Consider the following 16369-nt stretch of genomic DNA (forward strand, 5'->3'; position numbering starts at 1 on the left):
TGACTGCAAAAATATGATAAAAATCATATTATAATAAAAAATAAGTATAAAAAACCATTAACGACACTTAAAGTTCTTCAAGCGTTATTTTTTTAGCAACAAGCGTTCTATTTTTGCTTTGCAAATTTCTAGTCAGGTACATGAAGCAATACAATATTTCAAAGAGTAGTACTTTCTATGCTATTGGCTTAAGCTATAAAAAGGCTGACGCTAAAATTCGCGGTCATTTTAGTTTAGATGAAAATGCAACTCAAAGATTAATTGAACAAGCAAAATTAGAAGAGATTGAAAGTTTAATTGTTACCTCAACATGTAACAGAACTGAAATTTATGGCTTTGCGCAACACCCATATCAGCTTATAAAATTACTTTGTGATAATACAAAAGGGACTGTTGAAGAGTTTCAAGATGTTGCATTTATTTATAAAAATAAAGAAGCAATTTCTCATATGTTTCGTGTTGGATCGGGTCTAGATAGTCAAATTTTAGGTGATTTTGAAATTATTAGTCAGTTAAAGAAAAGCGCAATAATTTCTAAAAAAGAAGGCTTATTAAATACATTTTTAGAGCGATTAATTAATTCTGTTATTCAAGCAAGTAAGCGTATTAAAACTGAAACCAGTATTTCTTCAGGTGCTACTTCAGTGTCTTTTGCATCTGTTCAATATATATTGAATGAAGTTGAAAATGTTTCAGAAAAAAATATTCTGCTTTTTGGAACAGGAAAAATAGGTAGAAATACGTGTGAAAACTTGGTGAAACATACCCAAAATAAACAAATCACTTTAATTAACAGAACCAAAGATAAAGCTGAGGCTATTGCAGGAAAGTTTAATCTAATAGTAAAAGATTATGCTAACTTACAAGAAGAGATTAATAATTCTGATATTTTAATTGTTGCAACTGGAGCGCAACAACCAACAGTTGATAAAGCTATTTTACAAAATAAAAAACCTTTACTTATTTTAGATTTATCAATTCCTAAAAATGTGAATACAAATGTTTCAGAACTAGATAAAGTGACTTTAGTGCATCTTGATTATTTATCTAAAGTAACTGATTCTACACTTGAAAATAGAAAACTAGATATTCCTAAAGCAGAACTAATTATTGAAGATGTAAAAACAGAATTTAATCAATGGTTAGAAACTCGAAAATTTGCTCCAACTATTAAAGCACTTAAAAATAAACTCAATGATTTTAAAGTAGCTGAGTTTGATACACAACGTAAAAAAATAGCTAACTTTGATGAAGCTCAGGCCGAAATTATTAGTAATAACCTCATTCAAAAAATTACTAATCATTTCGCACATCATTTAAAAGATGAAAATTGCACCGCAGATGATAGTTTGGAGCTTATTAAAAAAGTGTTTCAATTAGAAGAAGAACCCACAAAGCATGTCTAAAATTATACGAATTGGTACACGCGATAGTCAACTAGCACTATGGCAAGCTAACGCTGTGCAACAAATGCTGGAAAAACTTGGCCACAAAACCGAAATTGTACCAGTAAAATCAACAGGTGATTTGGTTCAAAACAAACCGCTTTACGAACTAGGAATCACAGGAATATTTACTAGAACACTAGATATTGCCATGTTAAATCATGACATAGACATCGCCGTACATTCCTTAAAAGACGTTCCAACTTTATTACCAAAAGGCATCGTACAAGCAGCCGTAATAAAGCGAGGAAATTTTAAAGATTTTCTAGTTTTCAAAAATAACGAAGAGTTTTTATCGCAACGAGATGCTATTATTGCTACAGGAAGTTTACGTCGTCGCGCACAATGGCTTAACAGATACCCAACACATACCACAGTTGACTTACGAGGTAATGTTAATACACGATTGCAAAAACTTGAAGATAACAAAAATTGGAATGCTGCTATTTTTGCGGCCGCAGGTTTAGGAAGGCTAGGAATAAAACCCGAAAACTCAGTAAATTTAGACTGGATGGTTCCTGCTCCAGCACAAGGTGCTATTATGATTACTGCCTTAGAAGAAGATAAACGCACAAGAGACATATGCAAAGAATTAAATCATGAAGAAACCGAAATATGCACAAGCATAGAGCGCCAGTTTTTAAACTTACTGGAAGGTGGTTGTACAGCACCAATTGGTGCTTTAGCATTTGTTAAGGATGAAGAAGTTCATTTTAAAGGCATATTGTTAAGTCCCGATGGAAGCAAAAAAATAGAAGTCAATCGTATTGAAAAATTAGAGAATAAAGATACAATAGCTGCATATTGTGCAAATTTTATTATTGAGCGTGGAGGTAAAAACTTAATGGACACTATTAAGCGTTCATCACAACAAACTAATGTCTATTCTACAAAAACGCTAACGACAGATCAACGTTTACTATTTAACGAAAAAGTTATTGTTGAAAGTTCAGATTTTATTAAAATAAGTCTAAACAGAATCAAGCCACAAATAATAAGACAGCCAATTAAAAATGTAGTAATTACAAGCAAAAATACAGTAGAAGCATTGCTAAATAATTTTTCGGCAGTTGAATTACAGTTTCAAAATATATACTGTGTTGGTCGTCGTACAAAACGCTTAGTTGAAAAACGTATTGGACCAGTTAAACATGCCGAAAAAAACGCCAAAGCACTTGCAGAATACTTAGTAAATTATATTGATGGTACTGAAGTTACCTACTTCTGTAGTGATTTGCGTTTAGATGCTTTACCAACTATTTTAGATGATAACAATATAAAAGTGAATGAAGTAGAGGCTTATCAAACAAAATATGACACCCAAAAGGTTAAAGACTCAGTAGAAGGCGTTATGTTTTACAGCCCTTCAACAGTTCAAAGCTATTTAAAGGAAAACGATCCAGATAAAATTGCTTTCTGTATTGGCGAAACCACAGCTAACGAAGCAAAAAATAAATTTAGCGATGTTAGAATTGCTAAAGTTCCTACAGTTGAAAGTGTTATTGAATTAGTAAATGAACATTTTATTTCTGCGTAGGCAGAAATCTTATAAATTTAGTTAGAAGTTGAATTAAAAAGATTCCCATTTTCATGGGAAATAATTATGATAAAAAACGATTTATTTTTAAGAGCATTAAGAGGTGAAACGGTTAATCGTCCTCCAGTTTGGATGATGCGTCAAGCTGGACGTTATTTGCCTGAATTCATGGAAATTAAAGCCAAATATGACTTCTTTACACGCTGCCAAACACCAGAACTAGCAAGTGAGATTACTGTACAACCTATTCGTCGTTATGGTATGGATGCTGCGATTCTTTTTAGCGATATTTTAGTAATTCCTCAAGCTATGAATATTGAAGTGGAAATGAAGCCAAATTTTGGGCCATATCTACCACACCCTGTTCGTACGCAAAAAGATGTAAACAATGTGATTGTTCCAGACGTTGCTATAGCTTTATATTATGTTTATCAGGCTATTAAAGCCACAAAAGAAAAGCTAAATAATGAAATTCCTTTAATTGGTTTTGCTGGCTCACCTTGGACTATTTTATGCTATTGTGTGCAAGGTCAGGGAAGTAAAAACTTTGATAAGGCTAAAGAATTTTGTTTTACAAATCCTATTGCTGCACATCAGTTACTTCAAAAAATTACTGATACTACGATTGCTTATTTAAAAGAAAAAGTAAAGGCTGGAGTTGATGCTGTTCAAGTATTTGATTCTTGGGGAGGCATGTTATCTCCTGTCGATTATCAAGAATTTTCGTGGCAATACATCAATCAAATTATTGAAGCATTAAAGGATGATGCTCCTGTTATAGCTTTTGGAAAAGGGTGCTGGTTTGCGCTCGAGGATATGGCAAAATCCAATGCCTCTGCCTTAGGTATAGATTGGACCTGCTCGCCAAGAAATGCACGCTATTTAACTGGAGGGAACATAACGCTCCAAGGTAATTTTGATCCAACGCGATTATTTTCACCGCCTTCAGAAATTAAAAAGATGGTACACCAAATGATTGATGCTTTTGGAAAAGATAAATACATTGTAAATTTAGGTCATGGAATTTTACCAAATATTCCATTAGATAACGCCAAAGCTTTTATTGATGCTGTAAAAGACTATAAAAGCCCCACTTAATCTCCCCAGAGGGGAGAAATTATTGATGGTAAAATTATTACAATTAATCTCAGTTAATAATAAATCAAACTCCCTTTCCTTTGGAAAGGGTTAGGGATAGGATGATAAAAAACATTTTCATAGGAATTAAAGCTTATGCTGGAGCTTTTGAGTTAATCTCTAAGCTCAAACTATGGAAATATTTTGTAATCCCTATTTTTATTAGCATTATAACAGCCATAGCTATTGGTGTATCTGCTTATGGGTTTTCCGATAATATTGGTCAATTTATTTCAAGAATTTGGGTCTGGGAATGGGGAAAAGACACTTTTACTACCATTAGCGAAATATTTGGAGGCATTATAATTATTGCTCTAGGATTAATTCTATACAAGCACATTATTATGGCTTTTTCAGCACCATTTATGAGTCCTGTGTCTGAAAAAATAGAAGCACATTTATTAGGCTCAGATTCTAAATTGCTTCATCAACATCGAAACACCTCTTTTCAAGAACAACTTTGGCGAGGTATTAGAATAAATGTTCGTAATTTATTCATGGAACTTTGGCTAACAGCAGTAATTCTTATTATTAGTTTAGTTCCTGTTATTGGTTGGCTTACGTCTTTATTACTGTTTTTTGTTCAAGCGTACTACGCTGGTTTTGGTAATATGGATTACACTTTAGAGCGTCATTATAACTACCCCAAAAGTCTTTCATTTGTTAGAAAACATAGAGGGATTGCTATTGGAAATGGCATTGTATTTATGCTATTTTTATTAATCCCAATTATAGGCGTAATACTAGTACTGCCATTATCTGTTACTGCAGCTTCAACAAAAACTATAGAAGCTTTAAAACTTGAAAATAATTCGCATGCGGCTTAGCTTTGACTCCTTCTATATTGTGCCTATCCAACTTAAAGATGCTTGGAGTTTATGTAATTTTATTGTGTCTAACGAAGATCGATTAAAACGTTACTTCCCTAAAACGCTATCGGAAAACTTAACCCCAACCTTATCTCAATTTTTTGTAGAAAAAAAGGTGCGTCAATTCAAGTTAAAAGAAGAATTTCTTTTTACCTTAAAGGAAGAAAAAACGAATGCACTTGTTGGTTTGATTTATCTTAAAGAATTAAACTGGAATAAAAAACAAGGAGAATTCGCTTATTGTATTGGTTATCCATTTAAAGGGCAGGGTTTAACTTCAAAAGCAATAAAGGAATTATCAAATCATGCATTTGAAACATTAGGTGTAGAAACATTACAAATCATTGCCCATAGAACTAATATTGGAAGTATAAAAGTTGCCGAAAACAACAATTTTAAATGGGTAAAAACTTTAGTAAAGGGGTTTACTCCAACAAATGAAGATCCAATAGATATGGAGTTATACGAACTCTATAAACAATAACACATGCCATATTTTATAATAGATTTCTCAAGCGATATTTTAGATATAAAAAATCCCAAAACAATTTTAGATAAGCTACATCTTACTGCAACAAATCTATGATTTAAAAAGAATGAAAGATATATTTTATCAATACATACAAGATTTACAAAACCAAATTACTTCTAAATTAGAAGCAGTAGACGGTAAAGCTAAATTTCAAGAAGACTTATGGAAACGTCCAGAAGGTGGTGGTGGAAGAACTCGCGTGATTGAAAACGGAAATGTTTTTGAAAAAGGCGGTGTTAATATCTCTGCTGTTCATGGTGAACTACCAGAAACTATGCGCAAACATTTTGGAGTTGACGAAGCACAGTTCTTTGCTTGCGGATTAAGTTTAGTATTGCATCCTAAAAACCCTATGGTTCCAACAGTTCATGCCAATTGGCGCTATTTTGAAATGTATGATTCATCTGGAAACATCGTCTCACAATGGTTTGGTGGTGGACAAGATTTAACACCTTATTATTTATTTGAAGAAGATGCTATTCATTTTCACAAAGTTTCTAAAGTAGCTTGTGATAAGCATGACCTAGCTTTTTATCCAAAATACAAAGCGCGTTGTGATGAATATTTCTATAATTCACACAGAAATGAAGCACGTGGCATTGGTGGTTTGTTTTTCGATTATTGTAAGGCTTCAGATGACATGACTATGCAAGATTGGTATAACTTTGTAACCGAAGTTGGTAATAGCTTTCTAGAAGCATATGTTCCCATAGTTGAAAAACGAAAAAGTTTACCCTACACTAAAGCACAACGTAATTGGCAAGAAATTCGTCGTGGACGTTATGTCGAGTTTAATTTAGTACATGATAAAGGCACACTTTTCGGATTGAAAACTAATGGACGGATTGAAAGTATTTTAATGAGTTTGCCGCCTCATGTACAGTGGGTGTATAATCATCATCCAGAATCTGGAAGTGAAGAAGAAAAATTAATTAACGTATTAAAAAATCCAATAAAATGGGTTTAACAAATAAACACATCAACAAATTTAACATATTTAGATATGTATCCATTAAGAAGAAATAGACGATTAAGAACCAACGAAGCCATTCGCTCATTGGTTAGAGAAACAATTATTACACCAAACGATTTTTTAGTACCACTTTTTGTTGTTGAAGGAAAAGGTATAAAAGAAGAAATTCTCTCAATGCCAAACTACTTTCGTTACAGCTTAGACCTATTGGAAAACGAAGTAAAAGAATTATGGAAACTTGGTTTGAAATCGGTATTGTTGTTTGTGAAAGTTCCTGATAATTTAAAAGACAACAAAGGCACAGAAGCTTTAAACCCTAATGGGTTAATGCAACGTGCCATTAAAATGGTTAAAAATGTTTGTCCAGAAATGCTTGTAATGACAGATGTTGCACTCGATCCTTACTCATCTTATGGTCATGATGGTATTGTAGAAAACGGATTGATATTAAATGATGAAACTGCAGATATTTTAGCAGAAATGAGTATTTCCCATGCACAAGCTGGAGCTAATTTTGTAGCACCTAGTGATATGATGGATGGTCGTATTTTGACCATTCGTGAGGCTTTAGAAGACGAAGGATTTATAGATACAGGTATTATGAGTTATTCAGCAAAATATGCATCAGCATTTTATGGTCCTTTTCGTGATGCTCTAGATTCTGCTCCTGTAGACATGATTAATATTCCTAAGGATAAAAAAACCTATCAAATGGATTATGCCAATCGTTTTGAAGCCATTCGTGAAACCGAAATGGACATTGATGAAGGTGCAGATATTGTCATGGTAAAACCAGGAATTGCTTATTTAGATATTGTTCGAGACATTAAAAATGAAGTCGATGTTCCAGTGGCAGTATATCAAGTATCTGGTGAATATGCAATGCTTAAAGCTGCTGCCGAAAAAGGATGGTTAGACCATGATGCTGTTATGATGGAGCAAATTACTGCCATTAAAAGAGCTGGAGCAGATATTATTGCGTCTTATTTTGCTAAAGATGTGGTAAAATTAATTTCTTAACTTTCAAGAAGATTTATTTTCTTGAAAATGCATCAAAAATTATCATTCCTTTTTATTTTTTTAATTGCTGGAAATCTTCTTTCTGCACAATTGACTTATGACACGCCAGAATCTGTCGAATTAAATTCAAACTATATTGAGTTTAATATAGATTCCATTATGCATGATGCAATTACTCAAAAAGCATTTCCTGGAGCACAATTGTTAGTCGCTAAACAAGGTAAAATTATATTTCATAAAGCTTATGGTTTTCATACCTATGATAGTATTCAACAGGTAAATCTTAATGATGTTTATGATTTAGCTTCAGTAACCAAAATTACTGGATCTTTACCTGCTCTAATGAAGCTTTATGAAGAAGGAAAACTTGATTTAGATGTGCCATTTAGCAACTATTGGCATTCATGGAAGAACCGCAATGACAAAAAGAATATAACGCTTCGTGAACTCTTAGCACATCAATCAGGAATGAATCCTTATATCGTATTTTTAAGTGATGTTCTTAAAAAAGGAAAAACTAAAAATCGATTCATTAAAAGCAAAAATCAAAAGCGTTACTCAAACAAAGTTTATAACAACATCTATGTTAAAAACAGATTTAATAGAAAGGTGTTTAGAAAAATTAAACGCTCAAAAGTAAGTGACAACAAAACCTATGTATATTCTGGATTAGCATCATTGATTTATCCAACACTTATTGAAAACATTACAGGCGAGAACTACGAAGATTACCTCAACAAAAACTTTTATAAACCATTAGAATGTGACGTACTTGGTTATAATCCACTTACCAAAAACTTTAAAAATAATATTGTTCCAACTGAACTAGATTCACTTTTTAGAAACGATTATGTAAAAGGCTATGTCCATGACGAAAATGCAGCGCTTTTAGGGGGTATTTCTGGTAACGCTGGATTATTTGCTACAGCTCTAGATATGGCAAAATATATGCAAATGTTAGTTCAAAAAGGCACTTATAATGGAAAACAATATTTTAAACCTACAACAGTTGAAGAATTTATAAGAATTCAATATCCTGAAAACGATAACAGAAGAGGTTTAGGGTTTGATAAGCCAATTATTGGTAACGACACTTTAAGTATCAAAGAAGCGTATCCTGCACCTCAAGTAAGTTCAACAAGTTTTGGACATTCTGGTTTCACAGGTACATTTGTTTGGGCAGACCCAGAGAATGAATTAGTTTTTATATTTTTATCCAATCGTGTATATCCAAGTAGAACGCATCGAAACATCTACAATTTAAACATTCGTCCTAAATTACAACAAGTGTTTTACATCAGTTCAAATTCCGAAGAAAAATTGACAAATAATTAGTACTTTTAAACACTTAAAGGCACACTATGAATCTACTGATTTTTTACGCAATAATCTCAATTTTCTTTTCCTTTCTGTGCTCTATTTTAGAAGCTGTTTTATTGAGCGTAACACCAACATTTATCAATATAAAGAAGCAAGAAAACAAGCCCTACGCTGAAGATTTAGAAAGCCTAAAAAAAGATGTTGATAAGCCACTTATTGCTATTTTAACGCTCAATACTATTGCGCATACTGTTGGTGCAATTCTAGTTGGAGTGCAAGCTAAGGTTGTTTATGCTGAACAATATGGAAGCGTATCACGAAAAATATTAGGCATTCCATTTACTGAGGACCTTATGGTTGGTGTAGTGTCTACCATTATGACAATTTTAATATTAGTTGCTTCAGAAATTATTCCAAAGACTATTGGCGCTACCTATTGGAAACAACTAGCTCATTTTACAACAACTGCATTAAATATTCTAATTTTTCCATTAAAATGGACAGGGATTTTATGGTTATTACAGCTTACAACTAAGCTTATCGGAGGAAAAGGACATGGCAGTATATTGAGTAGGGAAAGTTTTATCGCCATGACAGATATTGCCCATGAAGAAGGTGTGTTTCAAGAATCTGAAAGCAAAGTCATTAAAAATTTATTGAATTTTAAAGATATTCACGCCAAGGATGTTATGACACCTCGAACTGTTATGAAAGCAGAAATAGAAACTATGACTATTGAGGAGTTTTTTAATGAAAACCACAACATCCGATTTTCAAGAATACCTGTGTTTACTGATACTCCTGATAATATTACAGGATTAGTTTTAAAAGATGATGTGTTTAAAGAAATGGCATTTGGAAATGGTAATAAAACCTTATCAGATGTCAAACGAAACATTATCATCGTTAATAGAAGTATGCCAATTCCAAAATTATTTGAAGAATTAGTTGAAAGTAAAAACCATATGGCATTAGTGGTCGACGAATATGGTTCGGTAAGTGGTTTGGTAACTATGGAAGATGTTATTGAAACGCTTTTAGGCCTTGAAATAATGGATGAAAGTGATAATGTGGCAGACTTACAGTTGTTGGCAAGAAAAAGCTGGGAAACAAGAGCAAAACGTTTAGGTTTGATAGAAGAAAAGCCCGAATAATAATGGAATCATGCATCATAAATACACCTTTAGGATTTGCCAAATTGGAAGGAGATGAGCATGGACTATCTTCACTTACTGTATTAAATAACGATATTGCAGTTTCAGATATTATTCCAGAAATTTTAGAAGATGGGGTTCGTCAATTAGAAGAATATTTTAATGGCGAACGAACCGATTTCAGTTTAAAATTAAATCCTCAAGGAACCGATTTTCAAAAAAGAGTTTGGAATGCATTACTTGCAATTCCTTATGGAAAAACTACTTCTTATCTACAATTATCAAAAGACCTTGGTGATGTAAAAGCCATTCGTGCTGTAGCAAATGCTAATGGTAAAAACCCGCTTTGGATTATAGTGCCTTGTCATCGTGTTATTGGTAGCGATGGTAGTTTAACAGGTTATGCTGGTGGGCTTAACAGAAAACAATGGCTCTTAGAACATGAAAGCCCTTACAAACAACAATCTCTATTTTAATTCTTATCTTTAATCTAATCAAATAGTTACGACATGATTAGCAAACTCAATTTAGAAAATATCTTATTTCTAGATATTGAAACAGTTCCTGAAACACAATATTTTTCAGATTTAGACGACACAAAGCAAGCCCTTTGGGAACATAAATCACAATACCAACGAAAAGATGATTTTACAGCTGAAGAGTTTTATGAACGTGCAGGAATTTGGGCAGAGTTCGGTAAAATTATTTGCATTTCTGTTGGCTATTTTGCAAATCAAGGAAACATCAGAAAATTTAGAGTGACTTCTTTTTATGGAGATGAAATTAAAATTCTTAAAGATTTTAAAAATCTATTAATCTCACATTTTAGTCAAACAAAGCATTTATTATGTGCTCACAATGGTAAGGAATTTGACTTTCCTTACATAGCTCGACGTATGATTATTCACAACATTGAGTTACCTTATAAACTCAACCTGTTTGGCAAAAAGCCTTGGGAAGTGCCACATTTAGACACTCTAGAATTATGGAAGTTTGGCGATTATAAAACTTACACGTCTTTAAAGTTATTAACTAATGTATTAGGCATTCCCTCGCCTAAAGATGATATTGATGGAAGTGAAGTATATCGTGTGTATTACGAAGAAAAAGAGATAGATAGAATTATTGTTTACTGTGAAAAAGACACTATTGCAGTAGCCCAAATATTTTTACGCTTACGAGGTGATAAGCTTTTAACCGAAGAAGAAATAATTCATATATAAAAAAGTCCTGATTATCTAATCAGGACTTCTATTTTTTGGATTTATTATAGATGTTTATTCTTTAATAAATCGCTTAGTATACACTTTAGATTCAGCAGTGAATTTAACTTGATAAACAGCAGATTCTAAATTACTTACATCTACTTTATTATTAGTTACTTTTCCTTTAGATACAATCTGTCCAAGCATATTATAAACCTCATAAGACACATCTTTAAGAGTAGTTATTACATTTAAATTGTTTCCTTTCACCGGATTAGGATATAATTTAATTAAACCATCACTACTGTTTTTAGAGTTTCTTACTGTAGTATTGGTTCTAGCAGCTGAAGATGTTGCATTTAAATTTACATTATCGATAGCAATATCTGCCTGCCAAGTGCCTCCTGTTACTCTGTTAAATCGTAACTGAACACTTCCTCCAACATAAGCTGAAAGATTAACATTAGCAGTTAGCCAAGAATTTCCTTTGTTTCCAGATTCACTCCAAATGCTTGTCCAAGTGACTCCATTATCTACACTAGCCTCTAACACAATACTTCCCATATCTGATGAACCAGACATATGGTAATTAAAACTAAATGTTGCTGAAGATTGTCCGCTTAAATCAAAACAAGGAGAATTGATAATGGCTTGCTTACTTGGAGTCGCATTACCAGAAGCTTCAACATAAATATAATAGCTACCTTGAACTGCACTAGAAGGGCCAGTGTTATTCGAAGGCGTGCCATTTGCATCTACTGTCCAGTTAATATCATCTGATGTGGATTGTGTCCATGCACCTAAAGTATTCTCAAATCCTTCGGTATAAGGATATGATGTAATACCTCCTGAACATGGTGTTACTACTATGCCTCCTTCAACTAAACTAACATCGTCAATAGCTATATCAGCTTTCCAAGTACTACCTACAAATCTGTTAAGTCGCAGTTGAACACCTCCTCCAGTATAGGCGGAAATATCCACATTAGCCGTTTGCCATGAGTCTCCTTTGTTTCCAGATTCACTCCAAATACTTGTCCAAGTACTTCCTTCGTCATTACTTATTTCAAGATCAATAGTTCCCATATCTGCATCACCAAACATATGGTATTTAAAGCTAAACGTTGCTTCTGTTAATGCACTTAAATCAAAACAAGGAGAATTTAAAATTGCTCTTTTATTTGGATATCCTGTATTATTTCCAGAAGCTTCAACATAAATGTAATAACTCCCTTGTACTGCACTAGAAGGTCCTGTATTATTTGATGGTGTACCACTAGCATCTACGATCCAATCTAAATCATCAGAAGAAGATTGTGTCCATGCTCCTAACGTATTTTCAAAGCCTTCGTTATAAGGGAATGAAGAAATTCCTCCAGAACAACCTATTATTGGCTCCGAAACTATAACTGTTCTAGTTACTTGAGCTGCAGCATTTCCTGCAGCATCACTCACGTTATAGGTTATTATGTAGGTTCCTGCAATATTTGTGTTTACTGTTGCTCCTGCAACTATAATATTAGCTGTAATATCTCCATCAATGTTATCGGTAGCCGTTGCTCCTTGTTCTATATAATTGTCTCCAATGCTAAGGTTAATTGTAGAAGAACCATTTAATATAATTACTGGTACAGTTGTATCTGGTGCTACTATAACAGCTCTTGTTACTTCTGCTGCCGCATTTCCTGCAGCATCACTTACATTATATGTAACTATATAAGTTCCTGCTAAATTAACATTTACCGCTGGGCCTCCAACAACTATGTTTGCTGTGATATCTCCATCTATATTATCGGTAGCCGTGGCTCCTTGTTCTGTATAAGTATCGCCTAAATTAAGGTTCATTGTAGAGGCACCATTCAATGTAATTACTGGTACCGTAGTGTCTTGTACAACATTTACTATTCTTATTACTTCTGTTGCTGCATTACCTGCTGCATCGCTCACATTATAAGTTACTACATAAGCTCCTGCCGTATTTGCGTCAACAGTGTCGCCACCTACAACAATATTTGCTGTAATATCTCCATCTTTATTATCATTCGCTGTTGCTCCCTCTTCTGTATAAGTATCTCCCACATTTAAATTAACTGGCGACGAACCTACCAATGTAATTACTGGTGCCGTAGTATCTGGTACAACATTTACTGTTCTTGTTACTTCTGTTGCTGCATTACCTGCTGCATCGCTCACATTATAAGTTACTATATAAGCTCCTGCTGTATTTGTGTCAACAGTGTCGCCACCTACAACAATATTTGCAGTAATATTTCCATCTTTATTATCACTAGCTGTAGCTCCTTGTTCGGTGTACACATCTCCTACATTCAAATCTATCGTTGATGATCCTATCAAAGTAATTACTGGTACTGTAGTATCTGGTACAACATTGACTGTTCTGGTTACTTCCGTTGCTGCATTTCCTGCTGCATCACTCACATTATAAGTAACGATATAGGTTCCTGCTATATTGGTGTCAACAGTGTCGCCACCTACAACAATATTTGCAGTAATATCTCCATCTTTATTGTCATTCGCTGTTGCGCCTTCTTCTGTATAAGTATCTCCCACATTTAAATTAACTGGTGATAATCCTACTAAGGTAATTACTGGTGCTGTAGTATCTGGTACAACATTGACTGTTCTTGTTACTTCCGTTGCTGCATTGCCTGCTGCATCACTCACATTATAAGTAACGATATAAGTTCCTGCTATATTTGTATCTACTACATCGCCTCCAACAACTATGTTTGCCGTGATATCTCCATCTTTATTGTCATTCGCCGTTGCGCCTTCTTCTGTATAAGTATCTCCCACATTTAAATTAACTGGTGACGACCCTACTAAGGCGATTACTGGTGCTGTAGTGTCTACCAAACTTTGAACAGTTACAGTATAGTCTTCAACTTCTCCGTCAAAATTAGTTTGACAAGAAGTAGGGTTATTATTGTATCTAGTTGAAACTCTCATTCTAGTGCTTCCAGTTTCTGCATTTGCAGGAATAGAAATTGACAAAGTTGGCATAGCTCCGTTAGACACATTACTTATGTTTCCTAAGTCATAAGCTTCCCCACTATCTGTGAAATCTCCATTTTGATTCCAATCAATCCAAACAAATGTATCAACCCTATAATTTCCATCTGTGTTAACATATACTGTGAGATTTTCAGATGACGAATGAGTGACTGTTGTACTAAGGTTAGTAAAGTCTTCATATCCAACATTTTTTGATGGACCGTCAATATTATCAATTGCTCCAAATATCACTCGCGTAATTCCAGTTTGATACGATGTATTTCCACTCGAATCACAATAGTTAACTGGAGCTACATCTGATGTTGTGAAATTGACAGATGTACTATAAGGTGAAGTATTACCAGCACACTTACTTCTAACTTGTACTTCATATTGAGTAGTTGGTAATAAGCCTGATAAACCTTGTGTATTAGAGCTTATGTTTAAAACATCAATCCAAGTACTTGAAGCTACTTCTTTATACCTTAAATCGTAAGTAGCCCCTAGATCATCCCAATTAATTGTTGCTGTATTAGTTCCTAAATTAGCAGCAGCTACTCCTGTAGGCGAGGTTACTCCAATAGGTGTCAATGTTACATCTGGTAAATTAACCCCCTGATAATCTGAAATTGTTTGTCCGGTAAGCGTAAAAGACTGATAGCAAGGCGCTTCAAAAACTATATCATAAGTCCCTGCTTTTATTGGTCTAAAATAGCCTCCATGCGGCAATGTTGTTTTTGTCCAAGAGCCTAAAGCATCATGATTAGCTATTTTTATTGTAGCCTCAATTGGATTGCTTGTAACGGCATCTTTAACAACTCCTGAAAAACCATAAGTCCCTTGTACTAAATAATCTATTAAAGCTTCTTTATTATAATTCCAATAGTTTACTAATTGACTTGCAGCTGGTAATTTTGTATTAGATAGCTCAATTGTAACTTCTTTTGTTTGTTGATAAAAATTCATATAATCTTGACGACCACCATAAACTAAATACCAATCTGCTCCATGAGTAATACCATTATTTCGATCATCCATATAACCTGAAGGGCTATTATTTTGAGCATTGGTAGCATATTCTCTACTTACATGCATAAACCAATCATCATCTGGATGCCTATCTAGTGTATTGTCCCAAGGATAATTAACTAATTCAATACCACCATGAAAATTTGCAGATAAGACAAAATGATTGTTGTCTGCAAGATTCATAAAAGCTAAAGTCTCTACTTGATATGCATTTCCATCATCATGTGGACCAGCTATATTATCAGGATAATTTCTATTTAAATCAAATCCATTTACATTTCCTCTTCTAGCATTTGCAACAGAAGTATTTGATGGACTATTATAATAGGTCCCATCTGGATTTGCCATTGGATTTATCCAGATTTCAGAATTATCTATTAGGTTTTTAACCCTTGTATGATCTGCATGTGATACATTATTATAGGCTGTAATGAAATAGTCTATCAAATTTAACATCATTGGGAATCCAGCAATTTCATCACCATGCATAGAAGATGTATACATTAATTTAGGCTCATTTTCTGAAACTCCAATATTGTCTGAGAGTTTTATGAACAACAATCTTTTGTCTCCTCCTGAAACACCTTCTCCTGTTCCTCCAATATCAACTAACTGACATATGGATGGGTTATCTGCTGCAAAATTTGCCATTTGTAGCGCATAATCTGCATAAGTTGGATAAGCTGTTAATGGAAATGTTAGGTTTGAAGCTCTACTATTAGCAGAACTTGTCATTTGCAATTCTTCAGCCTTTGCGGTATTATCTGAAGTTTCGACTTTAAAAGGAATATTTCGACTTAAAAACTTGTTGAATTGACTTTCATTAGCCCAAACTTTTACAGTTTTCGTTTTTTTATCAAAATTCACAATCGATAATTGTCGTGTAATATCATTTAAGTCGTCTAAGTTGTTAATCTTAAATGTAAATGTAATTTCACCTTTAGCTTTTATGAAGGCTTCGGCTTTTTTTAAATCTTTACTTTGTGAAAAAGTAAATGTAGTGCTCAGAATTAGCACTAATAGTAATAGTTTTTTCATACTTCAAGTTATATAATTAGTTAAGAGGGATAAGTTAAAAATAGTCTTTTAAATCAATTAAAGTAAATAAAAGCCCAGATTTTTAATCTAGGCTT

12 protein-coding genes are annotated in these 16369 nt (G+C 33.5%); 11 read left to right on the top strand and 1 reads right to left on the bottom strand.

The annotated features are described in order from the left end of the window. The first annotated feature begins 140 nt into the window (after window positions 1-140). The 11 genes from hemA to ABGB03_RS13805 all read left to right on the top strand — a co-directional run bounded on the left by hemA (window position 141) and on the right by ABGB03_RS13805 (window position 11210). Window positions 141-1406, top strand: a complete 1266-nt coding sequence (gene hemA, locus ABGB03_RS13755) for a glutamyl-tRNA reductase (RefSeq protein ID WP_347923149.1) — start codon at window positions 141-143, stop codon at window positions 1404-1406. After that, on the top strand, window positions 1399-2982 hold the full coding sequence (gene hemC, locus ABGB03_RS13760) for a hydroxymethylbilane synthase (RefSeq protein WP_347923150.1): 1584 nt from the start codon (window positions 1399-1401) through the stop codon (window positions 2980-2982). Before hemA ends, hemC begins: the two co-directional genes overlap by 8 nt. A 66-nt stretch (window positions 2983-3048) precedes the next feature. Next, window positions 3049-4080, top strand: coding sequence for a uroporphyrinogen decarboxylase (hemE, locus tag ABGB03_RS13765; protein WP_347923151.1), 1032 nt, complete (start codon window positions 3049-3051; stop codon window positions 4078-4080). A gap of 101 nt (window positions 4081-4181) precedes the next feature. Beyond that, window positions 4182-4946: an EI24 domain-containing protein gene (locus ABGB03_RS13770; protein ID WP_347923152.1), complete on the top strand. Its 765-nt coding sequence runs from the start codon at window positions 4182-4184 to the stop codon at window positions 4944-4946. Continuing rightward, entirely contained in the window at window positions 4936-5472 is a 537-nt protein-coding gene (locus ABGB03_RS13775) for a GNAT family protein (protein WP_347923153.1), read from the top strand. The genes ABGB03_RS13770 and ABGB03_RS13775 overlap by 11 nt, the downstream gene beginning before the upstream one ends. 112 nt (window positions 5473-5584) lie before the next feature. After that, entirely contained in the window at window positions 5585-6487 is a 903-nt protein-coding gene (gene hemF / locus ABGB03_RS13780) for an oxygen-dependent coproporphyrinogen oxidase (protein WP_347923154.1), read from the top strand. A gap of 36 nt (window positions 6488-6523) precedes the next feature. Beyond that, window positions 6524-7513: a porphobilinogen synthase gene (gene hemB, locus ABGB03_RS13785; protein WP_347923155.1), complete on the top strand. Its 990-nt coding sequence runs from the start codon at window positions 6524-6526 to the stop codon at window positions 7511-7513. Window positions 7514-7540: 27 nt separating this feature from the next. Next, complete coding sequence (locus tag ABGB03_RS13790) at window positions 7541-8848, top strand: serine hydrolase (RefSeq protein WP_347923156.1); 1308 nt, start codon at window positions 7541-7543, stop codon at window positions 8846-8848. A gap of 26 nt (window positions 8849-8874) precedes the next feature. Then, complete coding sequence (locus ABGB03_RS13795) at window positions 8875-9987, top strand: hemolysin family protein (RefSeq protein WP_347923157.1); 1113 nt, start codon at window positions 8875-8877, stop codon at window positions 9985-9987. A 2-nt stretch (window positions 9988-9989) separates the two neighbouring features. Further along, on the top strand, window positions 9990-10463 hold the full coding sequence (locus ABGB03_RS13800; protein ID WP_347923158.1) for a methylated-DNA--[protein]-cysteine S-methyltransferase: 474 nt from the start codon (window positions 9990-9992) through the stop codon (window positions 10461-10463). 33 nt (window positions 10464-10496) lie between these two features. After that, complete coding sequence (locus ABGB03_RS13805) at window positions 10497-11210, top strand: 3'-5' exonuclease (RefSeq protein ID WP_347923159.1); 714 nt, start codon at window positions 10497-10499, stop codon at window positions 11208-11210. A gap of 54 nt (window positions 11211-11264) precedes the next feature. Here the strand turns inward: ABGB03_RS13805 and ABGB03_RS13810 are convergent, their stop codons facing one another. After that, window positions 11265-16274 (bottom strand): immunoglobulin-like domain-containing protein, encoded by a 5010-nt coding sequence (locus ABGB03_RS13810; protein WP_347923160.1) that lies wholly within the window; start codon window positions 16272-16274, stop codon window positions 11265-11267. Window positions 16275-16369: the final 95 nt, after the last annotated feature.

The organism is Pontimicrobium sp. SW4, assembly GCF_039954625.1.
Taxonomy (GTDB): domain Bacteria; phylum Bacteroidota; class Bacteroidia; order Flavobacteriales; family Flavobacteriaceae; genus Pontimicrobium.